Here is a 25,235-nt window from a genome sequence, read left to right as displayed (position 1 = left end):
TTAACCTGTTTTAAAAGCTAAACAATGAAAGATATTTTATTAAATTTTGGTAGTCCAAAGGAATTGGAAGCTAAAAGAATTGCGGAAATTAAATCACTTTCTTATTTAGAAAGATTAGAGAGATTAATGGCTATTATAGAAGTTTCATATACTATAAAAACAGCAAAAATAATTCAATCTAAAAAACGATGAATGAGCAAATAATTGCCATTTGGAATAGTTTTTTCGAAAACAAAGTTAAATACATAACTATTGGCGGGTTTGCAGTAAATATTTATGGTTATAATAGGAATACTGGAGATATAGATATTTATCTGGAAGATACATTTGAAAATAGAGTAAATTTAAGAAAAGCTCTAAGATCAATAAATTTAGGTGACTTTGAAACAATTGAAACCATGCAATTTATTCCAGGCTGGACTGATTTTACATTAAGTTTCGGATTAAGATTGGATATAATGACAGCAGTAAAAGGTTTAGAAAATAAATCTTTTTCATCATTATTGGAAGATGCGACAATCGTAAAAATAGGGGAAACTCCAGTTTATTTTATTGATTATGAAAGTTTGATTATTGCAAAAAAAGCAGCCAATAGACCAAAAGATATTCTGGATATTGAAGAATTAGAGAAGGTGAACAACGAGAATAAAGAAAATACTTAATCTATTTAAACAGATTTTTTTTAAGAAATTAAATAATAAATTGGAACAAAAAAAACTTTTAATAATAACTTATTACTTCCCACCAGCAGGAGGACCAGGAGTACAACGCTGGTTAAAATTTGTAAAATACCTTCCTGATTTTGATATTCAGCCTATTGTTTATGTTCCGGAAAATCCGACTTATCCAATTGTAGATGAAGGTTTGGTAAGTGAGATATCTGATAAAGTAATTGTTCTTAAAAATAAAATATGGGAGCCATACCAATTGGCTTCTATGTTTTCTAAAAATAAAACCAAGAAAATTAGCTCCGGAATTTTTCCACATAAAAAGAAACAAACATTTTTAGATAAAACCTTTCTTTGGGTTCGTGGAAATCTTTTTATTCCGGATGCACGTGTTTTTTGGGTAAAACCATCCGTTTCTTATCTCGAAAAATATATCAGAGAAAATAATATTGATACGATTGTTACGTCCGGACCTCCGCATAGTTTGCATTTAATCGGATTAGAATTAAAAGAAAAACTAAATGTAAAATGGTTTGCCGATTTTCGTGATCCATGGACTACTATTGGATATCATAAAGCATTACGTCTGTCTGGTTATGCAGATAAAAAACACAAACAATTAGAACATAAAGTACTTAATTCTGCAGATACTGTTATTGTAACCAGTAAAACTACAAAAGCAGAATTTCAGGCTATTACCAATAAACCAATTGAAGTAATTACAAACGGTTACGATATTGAAAATGTAGAAAAGCAAACCTTAGATACTAAATTTACACTGGCACATATTGGTTCGTTTTTATCAGACCGAAACCCTAAGTTTTTATGGGAATGTCTGGTTGAATTATCAAACGAAATTCCGGATTTTAAATCACATCTTGAAATTAAATTAATTGGTGCAGTAAGCCAGGAAGTACTTGACTCTGTAACAGAATTTAAACTGAATGATTATTTGAATCTTTTGGGATATGTTTCTCACAAAGAAGCAATAGCGCATCAGAAAAAATCTCAGGTTTTACTTTTAATCGAAATTAATTCTGAAGATACTAAAAGTATAATTCCGGGAAAATTGTTTGAATATATGGTTTCAAATCGTCCAATAATTGCTATTGGTCCTCAGGGTTCTGATTTTGCAGATATTATAAAAGAAACCAATACAGGAGTATTTTTTGATTATTCTGAAAAAGCGAAATTAAAAAGTGTAATTTTGGACTTTTATAATCAGTTTTTGGAAGGAAAATTACAAGCCAATGGTGTTGGTTTACAACAATATTCAAGAAAAAATCTTACCAAACAATTAGCACAATTGATTAACAAATAATCAAACGTGGCAAAATCTAAAATCTAAATTCAGAAATCCAAAAATGGGTATTGTCTTAAATCAATCTTTTAAAAACACTGTAATTACATACATTGGTTTTGGCATCGGAGCCATTAATACACTTTATTTATATCCAATTTTTCTGGGGGCAACTTTTTATGGATTGACTAACTATATAACTTCCAGTGCAAATGTTATAATGCCGTTGTTTGCTATTGGAATGCAAAATACATTGGTAAAATTTTATTCTCAATATAAAACCGATGAAGAAAAATCCCGATTTTTATCTTTTACGGTTTTGTTTCCCATTCTATTAATAATTCCTCTGTTAATAATTGGACTTTGTTTCTATGATCAAATTTTGTTCTTTTTATCCAAAAAGAATGCAATTGTCAAAAGTTATATTTGGCTTATACCATTTATAGCTTTGACTATGGCTTATTTCGAAATTTTTTATGCCTGGGCTCGTGTTCATATGCACTCTGTTTTTGGTAACTTTATTAAAGAAATCGGTCTAAGATTGTTTTCTCTGTTTTTATTGATAGCGGTTTATTATAATATACTTACTGTTGAGGGATTTGTATATGCAACTGCAGTGCTGTATTTATTGGCATTTTTAGTTACTATGTTTTACGCATTTAGTGTTAAGAAACCAGTTTTTCAGTTTACTAAGCCAAAAAATACTAAAGATATACTGGTTTATACATTTTATATTATTTTGTCAGGGAGTGTAGCTAATTTACTTTTAGATGGAGATAAAATGATATTGAATCAATATATGATTATTGATAACATTGCATTCTATTCCGTTGCAACTTATATTGCTTTGGTAATTTCAGTTCCAAGTCGTGCTATGCATCAGATTGTATATCCAATTACAGCAAAATTAATGCACGAAAATAAATTTGATGAATTAAATCAGCTCTATAAAAAAACGTCAATTAATCTTCAGATGGTCGGCGGATTTGTAATGCTGTGTATTTTCGTAAATATCAATCAATTGTATCAATTGGTTCCAAAAGAATACAGCGGAGGAATTGCGGTAGTATTTATGATTGGGCTTTCTAAGTATTTTGATTTGATTTTAGGAAACAATAACGCCATTATTTTCAATACAAAATATTACAGAATGGTCTTGTATTTAGGATTAATGCTGGTGGTTTTGACGATAGTCTTAAACATGATTTTTATTCCTATTTTTGGAATTTTCGGTTCTGCATTTGCAACATTACTATCAATTACTTTATACAGTTTGGCTAAATTACTTTTTGTGGTAAAGAAGCTTCACTTGTATCCTTTTACAAAAGAAACAGTCTATTCTGCCTTATTAACATTTGTTCTGTTTCTGGTGTTTTATTTTTGGGAATTTCCATTCTTCCAATTAATTAGTATCGCTTTAAAATCGATTTTGGTGACGATTTTATATGTGTATCTAAATTATAAGTTTAATATTTCCCCAGACATCAATAAAGTAATTGATACTCTTTTGAAAAAAGTAGGAATTAAAATTTAATACGATTTTTTTGAGTATTAAAGTGCAAAGTTAAATTTGTATCATTTTTGTTTTTATATTTGTTAGAAAGGATAACCAATTTGTTTCTAATAGTTTATGAAAAGTAAAATCATTTGTATTTTAGCCTTCTTTTTCTTTTTTGTTTCTTCATTAACTTTTGCTCAAAAAGATACTGTACATGCAGTAGCTGTTAAGGCAAAATTAAAAGGTTATCCTGTAAGTCCTTTCAAAGACACACTTTTTTATGTTTACAACAATGTAGGCTCTTTTTCTGCTGAAAACAGAGCCAATGCGATCAGCGAAAAAATTAAGAAACTATACGAGGATTCTTTTTTTGATCCTGATTCGCTCGAAGTTGTTTCTTCTGATATTTCTGAGGACATTACTTATAAAGGTGATTTTATCCTCATGTCTATTTTAGAGAATGATGCCAAAGTCGAAAATCAAACAAAAGCTTTTGTAGCAAAACGAAATGCTGCTTTGATAAAACGAGCTGTTATTTATCAGAATGAAAACTATTCCCAACTTCCTAAAAGACTTGGATATACTGCATTGTTGATTTTTTTAATCGGATTGATGTTGTTTGTTGTAAACAAAATCTTCAATTGGGTAAAACTTCGAATTTTAAAAAAGAGTGATAAATACTTTAAAGGAATTGCCTATAATAATATAAATATACTAACGGCACAGAAACAGCAGTTTTTGAGTATGAAACTGTTTGGGTTCATAAAAGTTATTGTGCTTATTTTTATCGTTTATCTTTCATTGCCGGTATTATTTAGCATTTTTCCGGCAACAGAGGTTTATACCACAACTTTATTGCGTTGGATACTTACTCCGGCAAAATTGGCTGTAATGGGTTTTGTTGGATTTTTACCAAGTCTGGTTACCATTTTTGTTATCATTATTATTTTTAGATATAGCATAAAAATAATCAAGTTCTTTTTTGATGAAATTAAAAAGGAAAATATAAAAATAGATGGCTTTTATAGCGACTGGGCGATGCCAACATTCAATATTATTCGATTTTTGATGTTCGCCTTCATGCTCGTGATTATATTTCCTTATCTGCCAGGATCTGATTCTGATATTTTTAAAGGCGTTTCTGTGTTTGTGGGGATTTTATTTTCATTAGGATCTTCAAATGCCATAGCAAATATGGTTGCAGGATTGGTTATTACCTATATGCGTCCGTTTAAAATTGGTGATTTTATCAAGATTGGTGATGTAAGCGGGGAAGTAATTGAAAAAACAGCTTTGGTTACAAGAATAAGAACTCCAAAGTTTGAGGATATCACCATTCCTAACGCAACAGTTTTATCCAGCACTTCAACAAATTTTTCTGCTAATACCAAACATTCCACAAATGGTTTGCTAATTCATACAACAGTAACTATTGGCTATGATGTTCCCTGGACAGCTATTCACAAAGCGCTGATTATTGCCGCATCAAAAACAGAGTTAACAGAAAAAACGCCTGAGCCTTTTGTGTTACAAACCAGCTTAGATGATTTTTATGTTTCCTATCAGATAAATGTCTATACAAAAGAACCAACAAAGCAGCCCAGAATTTACTCTTCACTGCATCAAAACATTCAGGACTCTTTTAATGAAGCCGGAATCGAAATTATGTCGCCACATTACAATGCCTTGCGCGACGGAAACACGACAACGATTCCGTCTGATTATTTAGATAAAGATTATGAAACACCTTCATTTAATGTTAAGAATAAAAGTTAAGTTGTTGATATTTTGAGAGTAGCTTTGAAATTTTAACAGAGGTTATTTTGAGTTTAATTTTGTAAAAACTAAATTTAGCTAAGAATTTAATAATAGTTTGCGAAATATGATAAAAATGTTCATGTATAACGCAATAAAAACTGAGATTTTGGTGTTTTATTAAGATTGAAATGCTTTTTATAATTATGAAAAGCATTAAGTAATTGTAGTAATAGTAAGATTAATATTTTTTAATTGAAGATTATGAAAAACAATCAACTTAGTCAGGAACAAAGCTTGCAAGTGTTCTCTAATATGATATCAAACAAAATTCATAAAGGATTTATACTGGAAGAGCGAAATGATGAATTACTTTTTGCTGTCCTTTCTAAAGGCGGAAAAGTAGTAAACCATGGTTTGAATTTTACTATTTTTTGCCTGACTTTAGGATTGTGGTCATTTGCATGGCTTTATCTTACTTTCGAAGCCTCAAAGCAAAAAAAGATATTAGTTGCCATTGATGAAGATGGCTTTCCTTTTGAAGAAAAATGTTTAGTAGCTTAAAAAATTAAAATCCAAATCTTAAATTCCAAATTCCAATTTTTTAGAAAATACTTTTTGAAACAATTAAGTTTAGTCAAGTTGGAATTTGGAATTTAAGATTTGGATTTTTTTTAAATTTTGTCCTTCAAATAAACTCCCGTTACAGATTCTTTTACTTTAACAACATCTTCCGGAGTTCCAACGGCTAACAAATGCCCGCCATTTTCACCACCTTCAGGACCTAAATCGATAATCCAGTCGGCACATTTTATCAAATCCAGATTGTGTTCAATTACGATTATAGAATGTCCTTTTTCGATTAAAGCATCAAATGAAGCCAGCAATTTTTTGATGTCATGAAAATGCAAGCCGGTTGTTGGTTCATCAAAAACAAATAAGGCTTTGTCTTTTGTTGCCCCTTTTACTAAAAAGGAGGCTAATTTGATACGTTGTGCTTCACCTCCTGAAAGAGTAGAAGAAGATTGCCCTAATTGTACATATCCTAAACCTACATCTTGTAAAGGCTGTAGTTTCTGTGTAATTTTTGTTTGTTTATTTTTTTCAAAAAAAGCAATCGCATCATCAATAGTCATGGTTAGAATATCGTTGATGTTTTTATCGTCAAAATTGATTTCTAAGATTTCTTTTTTAAATCGTTTTCCTCCACAAGTTTCACATGGTAAAGAAACGTCGGCCATAAAGACCATTTCAACGTTTATCGAGCCTTCTCCTTTACAAGTTTCGCAACGGCCTCCATCAACATTAAAAGAAAAATGCTTAGCCTGATAACCTCTTATTTTGGATAATTTTTCTTTAGCATACAAATCACGAATATCATCATAGGCTTTAATGTAAGTTACCGGATTTGATCTTGAACTTCTTCCAATCGGGTTTTGATCTACGTATTCAATATGTTTTATCTGAGAGAAAGAACCTTTTAATTCTGTAAACTGTCCCGCTTTTTCGGCAGCATTTTCCAGTTTTTTCTGCATAGCAGGAAATAAAATCTTTTTAATCAGAGTACTTTTTCCGCTTCCGGAAACTCCGGTTACAACCGTTAAAACATCCAAAGGAAAAGTAACATTAATATTCTTTAAGTTATTTTCGCGGGCACCAACAATATCAATATGATTTTTGAATTTTCGTCTCTTTTTCGGAACCGATATTTCCAGCGCTCCGTTCAGGTATTTTGAAGTAAGCGAATCCGATTTTAAAATCTCTGCATAAGTACCCTGAGCTACTAGTTTTCCTCCAAAAGTTCCTGCCTCGGGACCAATATCAATAATCATATCAGCCGCTTTCATGATATCTTCATCATGTTCGACTACAATTACTGTATTTCCTAAATCACGAAGCGAAAGCAAAACCTTTATCAATCGCTCAGAATCTTTAGGATGAAGACCAATACTTGGTTCATCCAAAATATACATAGAACCTACTAAACTGCTTCCCAGAGACGTAGCAAGATTAATACGTTGTGATTCTCCTCCGGAAAGGGTAGAGGAATTTCGGTTTAAAGTAAGGTAGTCCAGACCAACTTCTGTCAGGAACGATAAACGATTGTTGATTTCGACCATCAAACGTTTGGCTATCTGTGCTTCGTAAACATTTAATTCGATGTTTTTGAAAAAAGTAACCAAATGTCTAATCGGTAAATCAACTAATTCTGATACCGTTTTACCATTAATTTTTACATAAGAAGCTTCTTCGCGTAAGCGTTTTCCACGACATGCATGACATTTAGTTTTTCCGCGATAACGGGATAACATTACGCGGTTTTGTATTTTGTAATTTTTTTCTTCCAATTCTTTAAAGAAATCATTTAAACCCTGAAAATATTGATTTCCTTTCCAGATTAAATCTTTTTGTTCTTCTGTTAACTGGAAGTAAGGTTTATGAATTGGAAAATCGAATTTGTAAGCATGTTTTACCAATTCGTCCTTGTACCAGCTCATGCTATCACCACGCCATGGATAAATGGCACTTTCAAAAACAGACAGAGAAGTATTTGGAACCACTAAGTCAGCATCGATACCAATGATGTTTCCGTAGCCTTCACAAACCGGACAGGCGCCGTATGGATTGTTAAAGCTGAATAAATGTACATTGGGCTCTAAAAAAGTAATGCCGTCAAGTTCAAAATTATTAGAATAAGAGAATCTTTTATCTGAGCCTAATTCTTGCAGAAAACAAATTCCTTTTCCTTCAAAAAAGGCCGTTTGTACAGCATCGGCAAGACGATTGTAGAATTCTTCTTCCTCTTTAACGACAATACGGTCAATAATTAATAAAATATCTTTATTGTCTAACGAATGAATTTCTGAAGAAGTGAAATCATCCAGACGGACCATTTCATTATCTACTAAAATACGAGCAAAACCTTGCTGTAAAAGTACTTTTAACTTATCTTCAAGCTGACGTCCTTCTTCTAAATGAATAGGGGCGAGTAAAAGCCATTTACTGTCTATCTCTAAGTTTTTAACATCAGAAATAACATCAGTAACCGTGTTTTTTTTGACTTCTTGTCCTGAAATTGGAGAATAAGTGCGGCCAATTCTGGCATATAGAAGTTTAACGTAATCGTAAATTTCAGTAGATGTCCCGACAGTCGAACGCGCATTGGTAGTATTTACCTTTTGCTCAATGGCAATTGCCGGAGCAATACCTTTAATATATTCTACTTTGGGTTTATCTAAACGTCCTAAAAACTGACGTGCATATGAAGATAAACTCTCCACATAACGACGTTGTCCCTCGGCATACAAAGTATCAAATGCCAGACTCGACTTTCCTGATCCTGAAAGCCCTGTGATTACAACAAGTTTGTTTCGTGGAATAGCAACATCTACATTTTTTAAATTATGTACCTGCGCGCCTTTAATGATAATATTTTGCTTCGGGTCGAGTGTAGAAAGATCAATTTGCATAAAAAAAGTCAATTTTTACAAAAGTAATCAATTTTGAATTGAGTTTAGTTAAGGAGATTGTTCCAAATCTTAACAGATTTACCATGTTTGATTTTAATTAAAATGCAATAATATTGCGAGCGGTTTTAACCGCTGGAGCTCGAGGTATATTATGGTAATCTGTTTCCCGTGGTTGAAACCACGGGCTATATTTGATATGTTTAGGATTTATTTGGGAACATAGCCAGCGGTTTCAACCGCTGGAGCGCAAGGTAGGTCATCACAATCAGTTTCCTGTGGTTGAAACCACGGGCTATATTTGAATATGTTTGAGAATTTATTGGAGAATATAACCAGCAGTTTCAACCCCTGGAACGCAAGATATATCATCACAATCTGTTTCTTGTGGTTAAAACCACGGGCTATGGTGTAAAATCTTTATTTTATTAAAAATTATTGTTTCAATATAAAATAAGCTATTTTAGAAGTGTTTTAATAACGAATTAATCCCAAGATAAATTTGAAAACTAAATTTTCTGCTTTACTACTTTTGATAAATTTCGTGTTGTTCTCGCAAGAACTACCACCCATTGTTAAATATACGGCAAGTGTTTATGGTGCCGGGAATCAAAGCTGGATGATTTCACAGGACGACAGGAATTTCTTGTATTTTGCGAATAATGACGGTCTTTTGGAATATAACGGAACTACCTGGCAATTGTATTCGGCACCAAACGAGACTGTAATCCGGTCTGTAAAAGTGATTGGAAACAAAATTTACACCGGCACTTATATGAATTTTGGTTACTGGACCAGAAAAGCTGATGGTAAACTAAAATATACTTCGCTAAGCGATACCATCAAAAATAAGATTTTAGACGATGAACAGTTCTGGAATATCCTGAAATATGATCAATGGATCTTGTTTCAGTCTCTTAATCGAATTTATATTTATGATACCAAGACCGGAAAATTTAAAATTATTGCCCCAAAAAACGGTGTTGTAAAATCGTTTGCTCCAAAAAATGCCATTTATTTTCAGACGATAAAAGAAGGGCTTTTTGAGATTGAAAGCGGAAAAGCAAAATTAGTTTCTGATAACCCTATTCTGAAAAAAAACACTATCGCAAATGTCTTCACAACTGATGATGGATTACTAATTCAGACTCAATTAGATGGTATTTATAAACTGATTGGAAGTACTTTGACCCGTGTTGTTACAGATGTTGATGCCGAATTAAAATCGAGTTTTGTATACAGCAGTCAGCGTCTTAAAGATGGTAGTTTTGCTTTAGGAACTGTTTCTAACGGTATTTTTGTCTTATCAGATAATGGGAAACTAAAATACCATCTTACGCAGAGCAAAGGATTGAGCAATAATACTGCTTTGTCTCTTTTTGAAGACAATGACCAGAATTTATGGACAGGTCTTGATAACGGAATAAATTGCATTAATATCCAGTCGCCGGTACATAGTTTTACAGATGATACGGGAGTTTTGGGAACGGTATACGCATCGGCTACTTTTAACGGATTATTATATATCGGAACAAATCAGGGATTGTTTTATAAACCCATTCAAAGTAACTCAGATTTCAAATTTATAAACGGAACAAAAGGACAGGTCTGGTCATTATTTGTATATGATAATACGCTTTTTTGCGGACATGATTCCGGGACTTTTGTAGTGACAAATGATTCAGCAAGGAATATTTTTTCTGCTTCCGGAACCTGGAAATTTGAAACCGTTCCGGGCAATAAAAATCAATTGTTGCAAGGAAATTATTATGGAATTTCTGTTTTAGAAAAATTAAATAATCAGTGGGTATTCAGAAATAAAATTCAGGGGTTTGATTACTCCTCCCGTTATTTTGAAGTGTCCGGTAATTTAGATATTTATGTTAGTCATGAATACAAAGGCATTTTTAGATTAAAACTGGATCAGTCTTTATTAAAAACAGACGGATTCTATACCTATAAATCGCCATTAAAAGGAAAACGTGCCAGTTTAACAAAGTTTAACGGAACTATTTATTATGCCTATAAAGGTGGAATCTTCAGGCTTAATCCAAAAACAAGGCAATTTGAAAAAGACAGCCTTTTAAGCTCGATTTTTGAAAAAGACGAATATACTTCTGGTAAATTAATTGTAGATAACTCGAATAAAATCTGGCTTTTTTCCCGAAACTATATCCATTACTTTTCTGCAAGTAAACTAAGCAATCAGTTAAAACAAAACATAATCCCCATTCCTTCTTCTTTGACCAACTCCATGCTGGGATATGAGAATATTACTCAAATTTCAAAATCAATCTACCTGATTGGCACAACAGATGGTTATTATGCCTTAAATATCGATGATTTAAGTTTTAAGAATTATAATGTTTTTATCACTGATATTGCTATAAACAAACAAAATGAAACGTTGAAAAATGTTGATCTTGAAAGTGAGGGAGATTTTCATTCAAACGAAAATAATGTGACCTTTTGTTACAGCGTTCCCGAGTATAATAAATATATCAATTCAGAATATCAATATCTCTTAGAAGGATTTCAAAACGAATGGAGCGAGTGGAGTACAAAAGCCACAGTAAATTTTAAAAATCTGGCTCCGGGAAGATATACTTTTAAAGTTCGGGCAAAATACGCCAATACCATATTGGAAAAAACGGCTGTTTATACTTTTACGGTTTTAAAACCCTGGTATCTCACTAATCTGGCCTTTTTTATCTATTTTCTTTTAATACTTGTAATGGCTTATTTTATAAATAAAGCGTACACAAACTATTATCAGAAACAAAAAGAGAAACTGATTGAAGAAAATAATCTTTTACTGGAAATACAGGAGCTGGAAAACGAACAACAGCTAATGAAATTGCGTAACGAACAGCTCTCGCAGGATGTGGATAATAAAAACCGTGAACTGGCAGTTTCGACAATGAGTTTAAATAGTAAAAATGAATTGCTGGCTTTTATAAAAGACGATTTGAAAAAAACGGCACAAAATGACAGCTCTAACATAAAGTCTGTTATCAGTACAATTAATAAAAACATTACGGAAGAAGATTCGTGGAATGTTTTTAAAGAAGCGTTTGATAATGCTGATAAAGATTTTCTAAAACGCATTAAACAAATGCATCCGGCTTTAACACCAAATGATCTTCGATTATGCGCTTATCTTCGACTGAATCTTTCTTCAAAAGAGATTGCTCCTTTATTTAATATTTCAGTAAGAAGTGTAGAAATAAAAAGATACCGATTACGCAAAAAAATGGATTTACAGCACGAAATGGGATTAGTGGAGTATATCTTAGCTGTATAGTCGGGAAAGAATTGTTTTAAAATACCTATACATTACCACAACATTTAGACTTTGTTAAGATTTCGTTGCTTAAATGTTAAAATAATTAACATTCTTAATTATTAGTTAAAACGCGATATTTTTTATGATAAATTGATTTTAGTAACATTTTTTTTGTGATGTATGTTTTTTGTTGAGGTTAAATTTATTGGATTCCTAATGGGAACAAATAAATTTATCTTTCAATAAAAACTAACTAATTATGAAATCTAAATTATTACTAATTGTACTGTCACTGTGTACATCTTTTGCGTTTGCGCAATCTTTAGATGTAAATGGTACGGTAGTAGACGGGTCAGGATTATCACTGCCTGGCGTAAATGTAAAGGTTAAAAGTTCATCGCAAAGTACAACCACAGACTTCGATGGATCTTTTAAGTTATCCGGAGTTCCAAAAGGAGCTTTAATTGTTTTCAGTTATATAGGTTACAGAACGCAGGAAATTGCTGTTTCGGGAACAAAAATGGCTGTAAAAATGGCTGATGATGCCAAATCTCTTGAGGAGGTTGTTGTAATTGGTTACGGTACTCAGAAAAAAAGAGAGATTACCGGAGCAGTATCTGTAGTTGATAGTAAAACACTGGACATCTTGAAACCAGCAAGAATTGAACAGGCTTTACAAGGTACAGTTTCGGGTGTCAATGTAACCACACAATCGGGAGCACCTGGCGCTGCGTTGGATATTCGTATTCGTGGTATCGCTACAAACGGACAAAACTCTCCAACTGCCATTATTGATGGTTATGTTGGTGATTTAAGTATACTAAATCCGAATGATATTGAATCCATTACCGTTTTGAAAGATGCACAAGCTGCTATTTACGGAACAATTGCTGCAAATGGAATTATTTTAGTGACAACTAAAACTGGTAAAAAGAATTCTAAAACCAAAGTTTCTTTTAATAGTTATGCAGGATTTCAGGAGACTTCCAGAAAACTACCTACTTTAAATGCTACAGAATATGCACTTTTATTGAATGAAAGTTATGCCAACGGCGGAAAACCACTTCCTTATCCAAACGTTAGCGGATTAGGGAAAGGCACAAACTGGCAGGATGAAGTTTTTCAGAAAGGAGCACCAATAATTAATAATGATTTAACTATTTCCGGAGGGTCAGATAAAATTACCTATGCTGTCAGCGGATCGCATTTAGATCAGGAAGGAATTGTTGGAGGCGACAAATCAGGTTATTTGAGAAACACCGCAAGATTAAGTTTGGGAGCTGAACTTAGCTCTAAAATTAAATTAAGAACAAATGTTATTTATACCTATTTCACCAGAAAAACATTAAATGAGAATGGTTTAGGATCAGTTTTGTTTAATGCCTTAAATGTTCCAGCAACTTTAAATCCTTATAATGAAGATGGTACTTATTCTCTGGTACCAAACACGACGGGATTAGGAAACGAAATTATTAATCCGCTGGCACAAATCGCCAATACCTACAATGATTATAATTATAAAAAAATCAACGGAAATTTTGGATTAGATTATAAAATTTTCAAAGGTTTTACCTTAACAAGTGCCATTGGTTTTAATACATCCAACAGCGAGTCCAAAACATTTGCACAACAAATAAGTTATGGCGGAAAAGTTTTTGATGTGCAAAGAAGTTCTGTTACTCAGGGAGCTGTAAACGACAATGATTATTCATTTGACCTTTTTGGCACCTACACAACAAAAATTGCCGATGCCCATAATATAACCGGAACAATTGGAACAACAATCTACAAACAATGGGGTAACGGACTTACTGCTACTGGTTTTGATGTACCGAATAATTCCTGGGAATTTGCAGATATCGCTTTAACAAAAGGAATTTCAGAAACGCTTACGAATACTTCTTATAATTATGATCAGAGAAGACTGTCTTATTATGCAAGACTTCAGTATGACTATAAAGAGAAATATTTGGTTTCGGGAATGACCCGTCGTGATTCGTCTACCAAATTCGGGCCAGGAAATAAGATTGGATATTTTTCATCTATTACAGGTGGATGGATTATTTCAAAAGAAGATTTCTTTGGAACTCCAAAAGCAATTAATTTCTTAAAACTTAGAGCTAGTTACGGAACGTTAGGAAATGACCAGATTCCAAACTATGGTTATTTAGGACTTTTAAATGGTGAAGCAACCTACGTTTTTGATGGTACGCTGGTAAACGGGAGTGCTACAGGACAAGTTCCTAATCCTGATTTAAAATGGGAACAAGCAAAGAAATTTGATGTTGGTCTGGATATGAAAATCTTAAACGATAAAGTATATATCGTGGCAGATTACTTCAGTGACGTTAGAAAAGATTTATTAGTACCCAATATTCCGGTTTCAGGAATTAATGGTACAGGAGCTCCGGGTGCAAGCGCACCAACCTTAAATGCGGGATCTGTTAAAAATTCGGGCTTTGAATTCGCAATAGATTACAAAGAAAAATTCTCAGACTCTTTTAATATGAGTATTGGTTATAATGTTACTTTCTTAAAAAATGAAGTTCAGGAAGTAAATAACGGTACAGGATTTATAGAAGGAGGTGCATTTGGCGTTGGACAACCTGCACCGTCCCGTATGGAAATTGGAAAGCCAATGGGTTATTTTTACGGATATAAAAGCGACGGAATCTTCCAGAATCAGGCAGAAGTTGATGCACATCCATCTCAGCTTGCTTTAGGGGCCAATGCAGCTCCCGGTGACATTCGTTACGTTGATGTTAATGGCGATGGCGTAATCGATACCAAAGATAAAACCGACATTGGTGACCCAATTGCAGATGCTACAATGGGTTTTAATATTCAGTTAAATTACAAAAACCTTGATTTTGCAGCCTATACATTTGCTTCTGTAGGCAATGATATGGTTCGTAATTACGAGAGAACACTTTCTGATGCCAATCGTTTAAATTATGTTTTAGACAGATGGACAGGTGAGGGATCAACCAATTCTACACCAAGAGTAACAACGGGTGCAACAGCAAACAATGTTTTTTCTGATTATTTTGTAGAAGATGCTTCTTATGTAAGAATCCAGAATGTTCAGTTAGGATATACTGTTAACCCAAATGTTTCTCAAAGAGCAGGAATAACAAAATTAAGACTATATGTGGGAGTAAATAATTTGTACACTTTTACAAAGTATAAAGGTTTTGATCCTGGTGCTTCATTTGGTCCGCAAAACCGTGATAATGTTTCTCAATCTCCAATAGGTTCAGGTATCGATTACGGCTTTTATCCAATTCCGAGAACCTATTTAATGGGACTTAACCTTAATTTTTAATTTCAGTTAAAATGAAAAAATATTTATATACAACCGTTATAATGCTAACTCTGTTTTCGACACTATGCATTTCATGTTCGGATGAGTTTGTAGACCCTAAACCAGAATATTCTATAGATTCTGAAAACTATTTTAATTCAAAAGAAGATTACGATCAGGCATTAGTTGCAGCTTACGACTTGCTTCAGTCTTCTTATGTAAATGTTTTATTGGGTGAAATTGCTTCAGACAACACCTTATGCGGAGGCGAAAGCCCAACAGATGTAATTGGTTTTCAGCAAATAGACGACATGATTCATACGCCGGTAAACAGTAATTTAAGAGATGTTTGGAACTGGATGTTTGCGGGAGTCCAAAGAGCCAATTATATTCTGGAATTTAAGGATAAAACAGATTTTCCTCAAAAAACACAAGTTATAGCCGAGGCAAGATTTCTTAGAGCATACTACCAGTTTGAGTTAGTAAAATGGTTTGGTGGTATACCTATGAAAGGAGATGCCAGGTTTAAAATTGGAGATGAAAAGACAGTGCCGCGCTCCTCAAGAGAGGAAGTTTTTGCTTCTATCGAAGCTGATTTAACTTTTGCAGCTGCTAATTTATCTCCAATTGCATCTCAAAAAGGACGTGCTACAAAAGGTGCAGCCTTAGCATTACTGGGAAAGGCTTATTTGTATGAAAATAAGTTTACTCAGGCTGCAACTGCTCTTGACGGTGTAATTAGTTCAGGAAAATACAGTTTGGTTGCAGATTACAACTCCATTTTTGAAATGGATGGAGAAAACGGAAGTGAATCTGTTTTTGAAGTTCAGTACACAGATGTAGAAGGAGCAGGGTTTGGCTGCTTACAATGTAGTGAAGGTAATGTAGCTGTTGGTTTTAGCGGTGTTAGGAATTATTCAGGGCCACTTTTTTCTTCAGGATTTAGTTTTAATATTCCAACAAAAGAGAGTGCAGATGCTTTTGAGGCTGGCGATAAACGTAAAGACGTTGCGATATTGGATATTGCTGCCTGGGCTGCTGCAAATGCTTCTTATGATGGAGGTAAAGGAGTTAGTTTTGGAAAAGGAAATGAAGATACAGGGTATTTCAACAGAAAATATCTTCCCAGAAAAAGAAGTGCAAATGCAGCAGGAGATTTGAATTTAACGAATCCAAACAATTACAGAGCAATTCGTTATGCCGATGTTTTGTTAATGGCGGCCGAAGCTTACAATAGAGGCGGAATCGACGATGCAAAAGCAAAAACATATTTAAATGAGGTAAGAAGACGGGCTTTTGGAGACAATGATCATGATATTTCGGCTTCGGGAGCGGCTTTAACAGATTTTATTTATGCAGAAAGAAGAGTAGAGCTTTTTGGAGAAGGACACCGTTTCTTTGATTTAGTAAGAACTGGAAAAGCTGTTGGGAAAATTCCTGGCTTTACAGCTAATAAGAATGAATTATTTCCACTTCCAATTGAAGAAATTCAGTTTGCAAACGGAAACTGGCAACAAAATCCCGGATATTAAAAAATACACGTTATGAAAAAAATATATTTAATTATAAATATTTTCGTTTTGACAATGCTTATAGCTTGCTCAAACGATAATCTCGATGTTGATTTGGACAGCGTAGCAGCACCAGCCAATATTTCGGCACTTACAACAGTTACACAGGATAACACTGGAAAAGTAACTTTTATACCAACAGGTGACGGCGTTACACAGTACAAAATAAAATTTGGTGACGGTAGTGCAGATTCAGATTTTATTCCGGCGGGAGGTACAGTGACTCATACCTATAAAGAAGGAGTTTATAAATCCAAAATTATTGCAATGGGTGTGAGCGGAAAAACTACTGAAGTTGATCAGCAGGTAACCGTTTCATTTTTAGCTCCAACCGATTTACAAGTTGCTTTGGCTCATGTTCTTGGAGATAATTTATCCGTTTCAGTTTCGGCAAAAGCAAATTTAGAAACTTTCTTTCAGGTCTATTTTGGAGAAACTCCAAATGAAACACCAGTGAGTTTTATGGAAGGAGAAACCATCGCTCATACGTATGCAAATGTTGGAGAATACAAAGTAAAAGTAGTGGCTTTGAGCGGAGGTATTGCCAGTGCAACTTATGAAGAGACCGTTACCATATCAAATCCGGTTTTATTACCAGTAGATTTTGAATCTTCTACACTTAATTATGCTTTTACAAACTTTGGAGGAGCCAATACAGCTGTAGCTAATAATCCGACTATAAATGAAGAAAACCCAAGCGGGAAAGTGGCTAAATTGACTAAAAATGCAGGTGCTGAAGTTTGGGCTGGTTCATTTTTAGAATTAGGAGAGCCGATTGATTTTTCGACCTTGAAAAAGATAAAAATTAAAACCTGGTCACCTAAAGCAGGAATTGTAGTTAAAATGAAATTAGAAAACTTAACTAATCCTGATATTAATGCAGAAGTTGATGTGACCAATACAATTGACAATGGCTGGGAAGAGTTAATTTTTGATTTCTCTGCAGTTGATAATGCCAACAAATATCAAAGAGTAGTAGTCTTTTTTGATTTTGGAAATAATGGAACAGGAGCAGACTATTATTTTGATGATATACAATTGACTTCGGGAGTTGAAACGGTAAAAATGCCATTGATTTTCGAGTCTTCAACATTGACCTATACATTTACCAATTTTGGAGGTGCAAACTCAGTTTTAGCATCAAATCCGGACAAAACAGGAATTAATACTTCTGGAAAAGTAGGAGCTTTAACGAAAGGAAGCGGGGCTGAAGTTTGGGCAGGATCATTTATTGAATTGGCGGAACCGCTTAATTTTTCTTCTTTTAAAAAGATAAAAATGAAAGTATGGTCACCGCAGGCTGGAATTATTGTAAAAATGAAATTTGAAAACCTGGCAGAGAGTTCAATCAATAAAGAAGTTGATGCGACAACAACAGTTGCAAATGGATGGGAAGAACTGACTTTTGACTTTGATGGCGCTACAACAGCAAATAAATTTCAGCGTGTCGTGGTGTTCTTTGACTTTGGAGTTAACGGCACAGGGAAAACCTATTATTTTGATGACATAAAACAATCCAATTAAAACAAGAAATCATGAGCAAAAAAATAATCATAAAAATAGTATACTTATTTACGATTCTCCTGATGACGGGTTGTCAGAAAGACGATTTTACTTTCGGATCAATAGATTCTCCCGCCAATCTTCAGGTTACTGCTGAGGTTGTTGGTAAAACAGCTACCGATCCAAACGGAGACGGATCCGGAACTGTGAAGTTTACTGCAAAAGCAGACCACGCAATATCATATAAATATGTTTATAGTGACGGAACATCTGATAATGCACCAAATGGAACGCTTACAAAACGATTTACCAAAACAGGAGTTAATACCTATACTGTAACCGTAATTGCATCAGGAAGAGGAGGAGTAACAAGTACGACGACTACAAATGTGACGGTTAAAAGTGATTTTAGTGATGACGAAGCAGTACAATTCTTAACAGATGGTACTTCTAAAAAATGGTATTGGTCAGCATCAGAAGCTGGACATTTAGGTGTTGGTCAAAATGATGGCGATGCAACCAAAAATTATTACGGAAATTATTATACCGCTGCTCCATTCGAAAAAGCAGCTTCACCAACAAGCAGCTGTTTATACGAAAACGTATTGACATTCTCTCTTGAAGGAGACCAATTGAAATTTCAGTTAGACAATGGCGGAGCAACATTCTTTAATGCCGCTTTTGAAGGTGTGGCAGGAGGAAGCTCAGGTTCTGATGCTTGTCTGGCATATGATACTTCAGGAAAAAAATCGGTTTCATTAAGTCCTTCAGAATCTGTTGTAATGCAAAATCCAAATCATGCAACACAAACAAGGGGAACAATGATGAACTTCTCTGATGGTGGATTTATGGGATATTATATAGGACAAAGTTCTTATGAAATTCTGTCAATTACAGCAAACAGAATGGTAGTAAGAGCGGTAATGGGAGGTAATTCGTCTTTAGCATGGTACCATATTTTTACCACTAAAAAACCAACCCAAAATCCACCTGCAGATTATACCAATTTAGTATGGTCTGATGAATTTAATACAGATGGAGCTCCGGATCCGGCTAAATGGGGTTATGATCTTGGGAACGGCGGTTTTGGCAACAATGAAAAGCAAAACTATACCAACTCTGCCACAAATGTAATTGTACAGGGAGGTTCTCTGAAAATCACGTCAAAAAAGGAAGCTTCAGGAGGATCGGATTATTCTTCGGCACGACTTAAATCAGAAGGGAAGTTTGCTTTTACGTACGGAAAAGTTGAGGTTCGTGCCAAACTGCCAACCGGTGGAGGAACATGGCCTGCAATCTGGATGCTTGGCGCTAATTATGCAACAAATGCATGGCCGGCTTGTGGAGAAATTGATATCATGGAACATGTTGGGAATCAACAGGATCTTATTCATGGTACATTACATTATCCGGGACATTCGGGCGGAGAAGCCAATACAGGTTCTAAAACTATTGCAAACGTTTCAACGCAATTTCATATATACAAAACGATATGGAGTCCTGAATCGGTAAAAATTTATGTAGATGACGAGTTAATTCATTCAGTTCCTAATGATGCAACTTTACCTTTCAATAAAGACTTCTTTCTGATATTGAATGTAGCCATGGGAGGTAATTTCGGAGGAGTTATTGATCCGACTTTTACCCAGTCTTCTATGGAGATTGATTACGTAAAAGTTTATCAATAAGATTGTTAATTAAGTAGTAAGAATGAAAGGAGAAGGTCAGTTGAGGCTGGCCTTCTCAATTTTTGTAATATTTAAAAAGGAACTATGAAAAAGGTGCTTATAATGCTAATAATTAGCAGTTTTTCTTATGCCCAGGAAACAAAACGGAAACTAATCTGGGAAGAAAATTTTAATAAAAAAGAGCTAAACGAAAAAGACTGGAATTTTGAAGTTGGTGATGGCTGTCCGGCACTTTGCGGTTTTGGTAATAATGAAAGACAAGTTTATACCAAAACAAATCATGAATTTAAAGATGGTAATTTGGTTATAGAGGCGCGAAAAGAAGGATCTAAATACACCTCGACCAAAATTACAACCAAAGGAAAAAAGGAATTTCTTTACGGACGTATCGAAGCCAGAGCAAAATTGCCTGTAGGACATGGTTTATGGCCTGCATTCTGGATGTTAGGTGCCAATATTGATGAGGTTAAATGGCCAAAAACGGGAGAAATAGATATTCTAGAATATATAGGAAGAGATCCTCATATGGTCTATACCACTTTGCATACACAAGACAGTCATGGAAATACGATCAATACAAAAAGAACAGCTTTCTCAAACATTGAAGAAGGATATCACGTTTATGCGATTGAATGGGATAAAGATAAAATTGATTTTTTTGTAGATAAAACTTTAGTATATACATTCAATCCTGTAGTTAAAAATGACGATACCTGGCCTTTTAATAAACCCTTTTATATCATTGTAAATTTGGCAATTGGAGGTAATTTTGGTGGCCCTGAAGTAGATGATACGATATTACCGCAAAAATATTATATAGATTATGTAAAAGTATATCAATAAAAAATAGACCTAAAAAAAAGGCGTAAGTATTTAATTGTAAGTTATTTATGTCTTTTTTTTATCTGAATAAAATTTAAGAGTTTTACTGTTTTAACACCGTTTGTCAATTAAATTTAAGTAAAATGTATTATTATTAAGTTTTTGTTATTAATTATTCCTCATTTAATTTGCTTTTTAAAATAATAATTTGTTAAATTTGGTCACAATATTAACATACTTAAAAAAGAGACGCCTATACAATAAAATTACTTTTTAGAAAATTACTCCAAATTATAAAAACTAAAAAAGTAGTATTATGGCTGATCTGCATATTCCAGACGCTCTATTAGTAAAAAATTATGTTGATGGCAATGAAGTTGCACTTTCAACATTAATAAAAAGGCATGAATCTAAGATATATGGTTTTATATATTCTAAGATTGCTGATAGAGATATTTCAAACGATATTTTTCAAGACACTTTTATTAAAGTAATAAAAACTCTTAAAAGTAATTCATATAATGAAGAAGGCAAGTTTTTGCCTTGGGTAATGCGTATTTCTCATAATTTAATTGTAGATCATTTTCGCAAAACCAAAAAAATGCCAATGTATAGAGAAACAGAAGAGTTTTCTATATTCTCTATAATGTCTGATGATTCCCTTACAATCGAAAGTAAAATGATCGCTGATCAGGTAGAAGTTGACTTAAAAAAGCTGATAGAAGAGCTTCCTGATGATCAAAAAGAAGTGTTATTAATGCGTATGTATCAGGATATGAGCTTCAAGGAAATCTCTGAACTTACAGATGTTAGTATCAATACAGCACTGGGAAGAATGCGTTATGCACTTATGAATTTGAGAAAAATAATTGATAAACATCAAATTATTTTAACCAACTAATACTATTTTGAGTATTAAGCCGTTATACTAAGTATAAACTTAATTTATAAATGGCAAAAATTTACTCTAAGAAAGCATTAGCTTCAAAAAACTTGAAACCTAAAAAAGAAGTAGTTTCTTTTTTATTAAATTATTCACAAGCCCTAACAATTGTGAAAGTTGAGGATAAAAGTTTTGAAATAATAGCTAATTAGACAGCCCGCTTCTTTTGGCCGGATGTTTCAAAAGAAAACCAAATGGTCGTTTTGGTTGAAAGCTCACTATTTGTATTTAAATACAGATAGTGAGTTTTTTTTGTGCTTCAAAAAAATAATAATCCTGTGTAATAGTACATTAATAAGTCACTTTATCTAAATGTTAATCTTATGATAAAAAAATATTAGTATTTTATTGTGTATTCAGTTTTTAATTCTATTTTAGATAAAAAAATATATTGTTCGTATAAAATTTAGAACAATTGAGGTATTTATAGTGAAAATACTGTTAAAAAATATATTTTTTGTAAATAGAGAAAACCATAACCCCTAAAAATATTTAATATGAGAAAAAACTACACTATTTAATTTTTAGTTTGATAATTTTTATGCCCCACAAAATAAGGGTATTAAAAGCGTAATTATGTTGATCGAGATCAGATCCTAAATTGTGCAAAGAAGAATCCAAAATCTATCTTAACCATCAAACTTAAACTACAATGAAAATAAAATTTATGTTTTTATCAATACTATTGATAAATGTTGGTGTTTTTGCCCAAAAAGCACAAATAAAAGAAGCCCAGACTCTTTTTGAAAAAGGCAGTTCTGCAGAAGCATTGGCTGTATTAAAGAAAACAGAATATTTAATCCTTAATGCGCCCGATGAAGATAAATCTGATTTTTACTTCTTAAAAGGAAATGTGCTAAAAGATTTAGCCGGTAAAAATGTAGATGCAGCCAATAATTTTACATTGGCTTCAGAATCCTATCAGGATGTGTTTTTATATGAAAATGAATCTGGTAAATTCAAATACACTGTAAAAGCAAGTATGGCATTAAAAGACTTAAAGTCTAAACTTGTAAATGGTGCAATGGATGATTTTAAAGCAGGAAGATTCAAAGAAAGTGCTGATAAAAGTTATAATGTATACTTGTTTGATAAAAAAGATACTTTAAACTTATTAAATGCTGCTTCTTCATCAATAAATGCCAGAGATTATGCCTCTGCAGTGAAGTATTATGAAGAATTAAAGAAGAAAAACTATTCCGGAAAAGGAGTTATTTATTACGCAACTAATAAGAAAACAAAAGAAGAAGATGCTTTTATTTCCCCAAAAGCCAGGGAATCAGCTATTCAGGAAGGTCTTTACGAAAAACCAAGAACAGAATCTGTTCCTTCAAAAAAGATTGATGTAAATAATAACCTGGCCTATGCTTATCTGGAAAGAAAAGAATTTGCAAAAGCAGAAGCTACTTATAATTACGTTTTAGAGTTAAATCCAAATTATATTGACGCCTATATTAATCTTGCCTATTTAAAACTACAATTAAAAAAGGAACTAGCCGATCAGATATCTACTTTAGGAACTACTCCAAAAGAAATGCAGGAGTATGATAAGCTGAGTGCCAAAAAAGATGAATTGAGCCGAAGTGCCATTCCGTATTTGAAGAAAGCGCTTACTATTGAGCCTAAAAATGAAGATGTAACCAAAACACTTTTAGGTGTGTACAGATCTCTGGATATGACACCTGAATACAATGCTTTAAAAGCTAGTATGTAGATTAACTAAAAGGTACAAAGTGATAAAGAAGCAAAGGCACAGAGGTTTACAATCTTTGTGCCTTTATTTTTGCAGCTTCCAGAGCTTTCATTTCATCAATAATTGATTTTTTACCCACTGTTCTGGTAATAATATCTTTTTCCAGACTCCAGCCACGCGCTGGCGAATACTCACGGCCGTACCAGATAATCTGTAAATGTAAATCATTCCATATTTCTTTCGGAAACAATCGTTTGGCATCTTTTTCTGTCTGTACAACATTTTTTCCATTCGAAAGATTCCATCGGTACATTAATCTGTGAATATGAGTATCAACCGGAAAAGCAGGAACGCCAAAGGCTTGCGACATTACAACACTTGCGGTTTTATGTCCAACTGCAGGCAATTCTTCGAGTGCTTCAAAACTCTGCGGAACTTCTCCGTTATGTTTTTCAATTAAAATCTCAGATAGACCATGAATTCCTTTTGATTTCATTGGAGATAATCCACACGGACGTATAATTTCTTTAATTTCTTCCACAGACATTTTAACCATATCATACGGATTATCCGCTTTTGCAAATAATAAAGGTGTGATTTGGTTGACACGTACATCTGTACATTGTGCCGAAAGCAAAACAGCAATTAATAAAGTGTAAGGATCTTTATGGTCAAGAGGGACTGGTATAGTAGGGTAGAGTTCTTTTAACGTATTTATAACAAATTGTACTCGAGCTTCTTTATTCATTTCCGTATTTTTAATCCCGTAAAAATAGTAATAATTTTAATGATGTGCCTAATCCAGCTTTCCGTTACAACTCCTCATTATGCCAGTAACATTTTTAAGTATTTAAAAGAGCTTCCTCCGGTCGCTTTTTAAATACAAAAAATGTAAACTGTCATAATTCCGGGGTTTTCACTTCAATCTGGGGCATGAAAATAATTATGAGTTATGAATTATGAGTTATGAGTTATGAGTTATGAGTTAAAAGTTATCTTTACTCTTTATTCTTTATTCTGTACTCTTTATTCTAAAATCAACAATCTACAATCTAAAATAAAAAAATATGACAACATTACAAAAAGGAGATAAAGCGCCAAATTTTTCAGGAGTAGATCAGGAAGGAAAAACGCATAAACTAGCAGATTACGCAGGAAAAAAATTAGTAGTTTTCTTTTATCCAAAAGCAAGTACGCCAGGTTGCACGGCAGAAGCTTGTGATTTAAGAGATAATTTTCACCGTTTTCAGGCTAATAATTACGAACTTCTTGGAGTAAGCGCCGACCGTCAAAAAGCACAGGTAAAGTTTAAGGAGAAATATGAATTACCTTTTCCGTTATTGGCAGATGAAGATAAGTCGGTAATCAATGCTTTCGGAGTTTGGGGACCAAAGAAATTTATGGGAAGAGAATATGACGGAATCCATAGAACAACTTTTGTAATTGACGAGAAAGGAATTATCGATGAGGTAATCGAAAAAGTAAAAACAAAAGAACATACTACGCAGATTTTGAAATAGAGTTTTTGTTTCAAGTTTCAGGTTTCAGGTTTTTGTTGAATGTGAAATTTAACCGCAAAGCACGCTAAGCTTGTTATAGTTTGCATTTATAATGCGCAAAGTTCGCAAAGCTTTATCAATACATAACTTTGCGAACTTTGCGTTTTTATAAAACTCCGCAGATCAAAAAAACTTAGCGTGCTTTGCGGTTAACTTTGATCAGTTTAGAACATGAAAC

General features: G+C 33.4%; 18 protein-coding genes. 16 read left to right on the top strand and 2 right to left on the bottom strand.

What is annotated here, in order from left to right; all coding sequences use genetic code 11:
* Nucleotides 1-24 precede the first annotated feature (24 nt).
* The 6 genes from OLM51_RS15865 (at nucleotide 25) to OLM51_RS15840 (ending at nucleotide 5,785) form a co-directional block, all read left to right on the top strand.
* Nucleotides 25-192, top strand: coding sequence for a hypothetical protein (locus OLM51_RS15865; RefSeq protein WP_264551574.1), 168 nt, complete (start codon nucleotides 25-27; stop codon nucleotides 190-192).
* Nucleotides 189-662 (top strand): nucleotidyltransferase, encoded by a 474-nt coding sequence (locus tag OLM51_RS15860; RefSeq protein WP_264551573.1) that lies wholly within the window; start codon nucleotides 189-191, stop codon nucleotides 660-662. Before OLM51_RS15865 ends, OLM51_RS15860 begins: the two co-directional genes overlap by 4 nt.
* Nucleotides 663-702: 40 nt before the next feature.
* Nucleotides 703-1,989: a glycosyltransferase family 4 protein gene (locus OLM51_RS15855; protein WP_264551572.1), complete on the top strand. Its 1,287-nt coding sequence runs from the start codon at nucleotides 703-705 to the stop codon at nucleotides 1,987-1,989.
* Nucleotides 1,990-2,032: 43 nt separating this feature from the next.
* Nucleotides 2,033-3,502: a lipopolysaccharide biosynthesis protein gene (locus OLM51_RS15850; protein ID WP_264551571.1), complete on the top strand. Its 1,470-nt coding sequence runs from the start codon at nucleotides 2,033-2,035 to the stop codon at nucleotides 3,500-3,502.
* A gap of 96 nt (nucleotides 3,503-3,598) precedes the next feature.
* Nucleotides 3,599-5,242, top strand: coding sequence for a mechanosensitive ion channel family protein (locus tag OLM51_RS15845; protein WP_264551570.1), 1,644 nt, complete (start codon nucleotides 3,599-3,601; stop codon nucleotides 5,240-5,242).
* A 243-nt stretch (nucleotides 5,243-5,485) separates the two neighbouring features.
* Nucleotides 5,486-5,785 (top strand): hypothetical protein, encoded by a 300-nt coding sequence (locus OLM51_RS15840; RefSeq protein ID WP_264551569.1) that lies wholly within the window; start codon nucleotides 5,486-5,488, stop codon nucleotides 5,783-5,785.
* Between the two features lie 110 nt (nucleotides 5,786-5,895).
* On the opposite strand, the gene uvrA is transcribed toward OLM51_RS15840, so the two are convergent.
* Nucleotides 5,896-8,691, bottom strand: a complete 2,796-nt coding sequence (gene uvrA / locus OLM51_RS15835; RefSeq protein WP_264551568.1) for an excinuclease ABC subunit UvrA — start codon at nucleotides 8,689-8,691, stop codon at nucleotides 5,896-5,898.
* A gap of 499 nt (nucleotides 8,692-9,190) precedes the next feature.
* On the opposite strand from uvrA, the gene OLM51_RS15830 reads away from it, so the two are divergent.
* The 9 genes from OLM51_RS15830 to OLM51_RS15790 all read left to right on the top strand — a co-directional run bounded on the left by OLM51_RS15830 (nucleotide 9,191) and on the right by OLM51_RS15790 (nucleotide 23,519).
* On the top strand, nucleotides 9,191-11,992 hold the full coding sequence (locus OLM51_RS15830) for a triple tyrosine motif-containing protein (protein WP_319799958.1): 2,802 nt from the start codon (nucleotides 9,191-9,193) through the stop codon (nucleotides 11,990-11,992).
* Nucleotides 11,993-12,233: 241 nt separating this feature from the next.
* On the top strand, nucleotides 12,234-15,299 hold the full coding sequence (locus tag OLM51_RS15825; protein ID WP_264551567.1) for a SusC/RagA family TonB-linked outer membrane protein: 3,066 nt from the start codon (nucleotides 12,234-12,236) through the stop codon (nucleotides 15,297-15,299).
* A gap of 11 nt (nucleotides 15,300-15,310) precedes the next feature.
* Nucleotides 15,311-16,810, top strand: a complete 1,500-nt coding sequence (locus OLM51_RS15820; protein ID WP_264551566.1) for a RagB/SusD family nutrient uptake outer membrane protein — start codon at nucleotides 15,311-15,313, stop codon at nucleotides 16,808-16,810.
* 12 nt (nucleotides 16,811-16,822) lie between these two features.
* Complete coding sequence (locus OLM51_RS15815) at nucleotides 16,823-18,373, top strand: hypothetical protein (protein WP_264551565.1); 1,551 nt, start codon at nucleotides 16,823-16,825, stop codon at nucleotides 18,371-18,373.
* A gap of 11 nt (nucleotides 18,374-18,384) precedes the next feature.
* Nucleotides 18,385-20,040: a glycoside hydrolase family 16 protein gene (locus tag OLM51_RS15810; protein WP_264551564.1), complete on the top strand. Its 1,656-nt coding sequence runs from the start codon at nucleotides 18,385-18,387 to the stop codon at nucleotides 20,038-20,040.
* 84 nt (nucleotides 20,041-20,124) lie between these two features.
* Entirely contained in the window at nucleotides 20,125-20,883 is a 759-nt protein-coding gene (locus OLM51_RS15805; protein WP_264551563.1) for a glycoside hydrolase family 16 protein, read from the top strand.
* Nucleotides 20,884-21,178: 295 nt separating this feature from the next.
* Entirely contained in the window at nucleotides 21,179-21,763 is a 585-nt protein-coding gene (locus OLM51_RS15800) for an RNA polymerase sigma factor (RefSeq protein ID WP_264551562.1), read from the top strand.
* 50 nt (nucleotides 21,764-21,813) lie between these two features.
* Nucleotides 21,814-21,957, top strand: a complete 144-nt coding sequence (locus OLM51_RS15795; protein WP_264551561.1) for a hypothetical protein — start codon at nucleotides 21,814-21,816, stop codon at nucleotides 21,955-21,957.
* A 500-nt stretch (nucleotides 21,958-22,457) separates the two neighbouring features.
* Nucleotides 22,458-23,519: a tetratricopeptide repeat protein gene (locus OLM51_RS15790; RefSeq protein WP_264551560.1), complete on the top strand. Its 1,062-nt coding sequence runs from the start codon at nucleotides 22,458-22,460 to the stop codon at nucleotides 23,517-23,519.
* Between the two features lie 46 nt (nucleotides 23,520-23,565).
* Here OLM51_RS15790 and OLM51_RS15785 read toward each other — a convergent pair whose 3' ends face one another.
* On the bottom strand, nucleotides 23,566-24,246 hold the full coding sequence (locus OLM51_RS15785; RefSeq protein WP_264551559.1) for an endonuclease III domain-containing protein: 681 nt from the start codon (nucleotides 24,244-24,246) through the stop codon (nucleotides 23,566-23,568).
* Between the two features lie 319 nt (nucleotides 24,247-24,565).
* Between OLM51_RS15785 and bcp the strand changes: the two genes are divergently transcribed.
* Nucleotides 24,566-25,018 carry a thioredoxin-dependent thiol peroxidase gene (bcp, locus tag OLM51_RS15780; protein ID WP_264551558.1) on the top strand — a complete coding sequence of 151 codons (453 nt, stop codon included), beginning with the start codon at nucleotides 24,566-24,568 and terminating at the stop codon, nucleotides 25,016-25,018.
* Nucleotides 25,019-25,235: the final 217 nt, after the last annotated feature.

Origin of the sequence: Flavobacterium sp. N2038, assembly GCF_025947185.1 — a bacterium.
Lineage (GTDB): Bacteria > Bacteroidota > Bacteroidia > Flavobacteriales > Flavobacteriaceae > Flavobacterium.
Note: the sequence above shows the minus strand (reverse complement) of the source record. Positions and strands in the feature narration are given on the sequence as shown.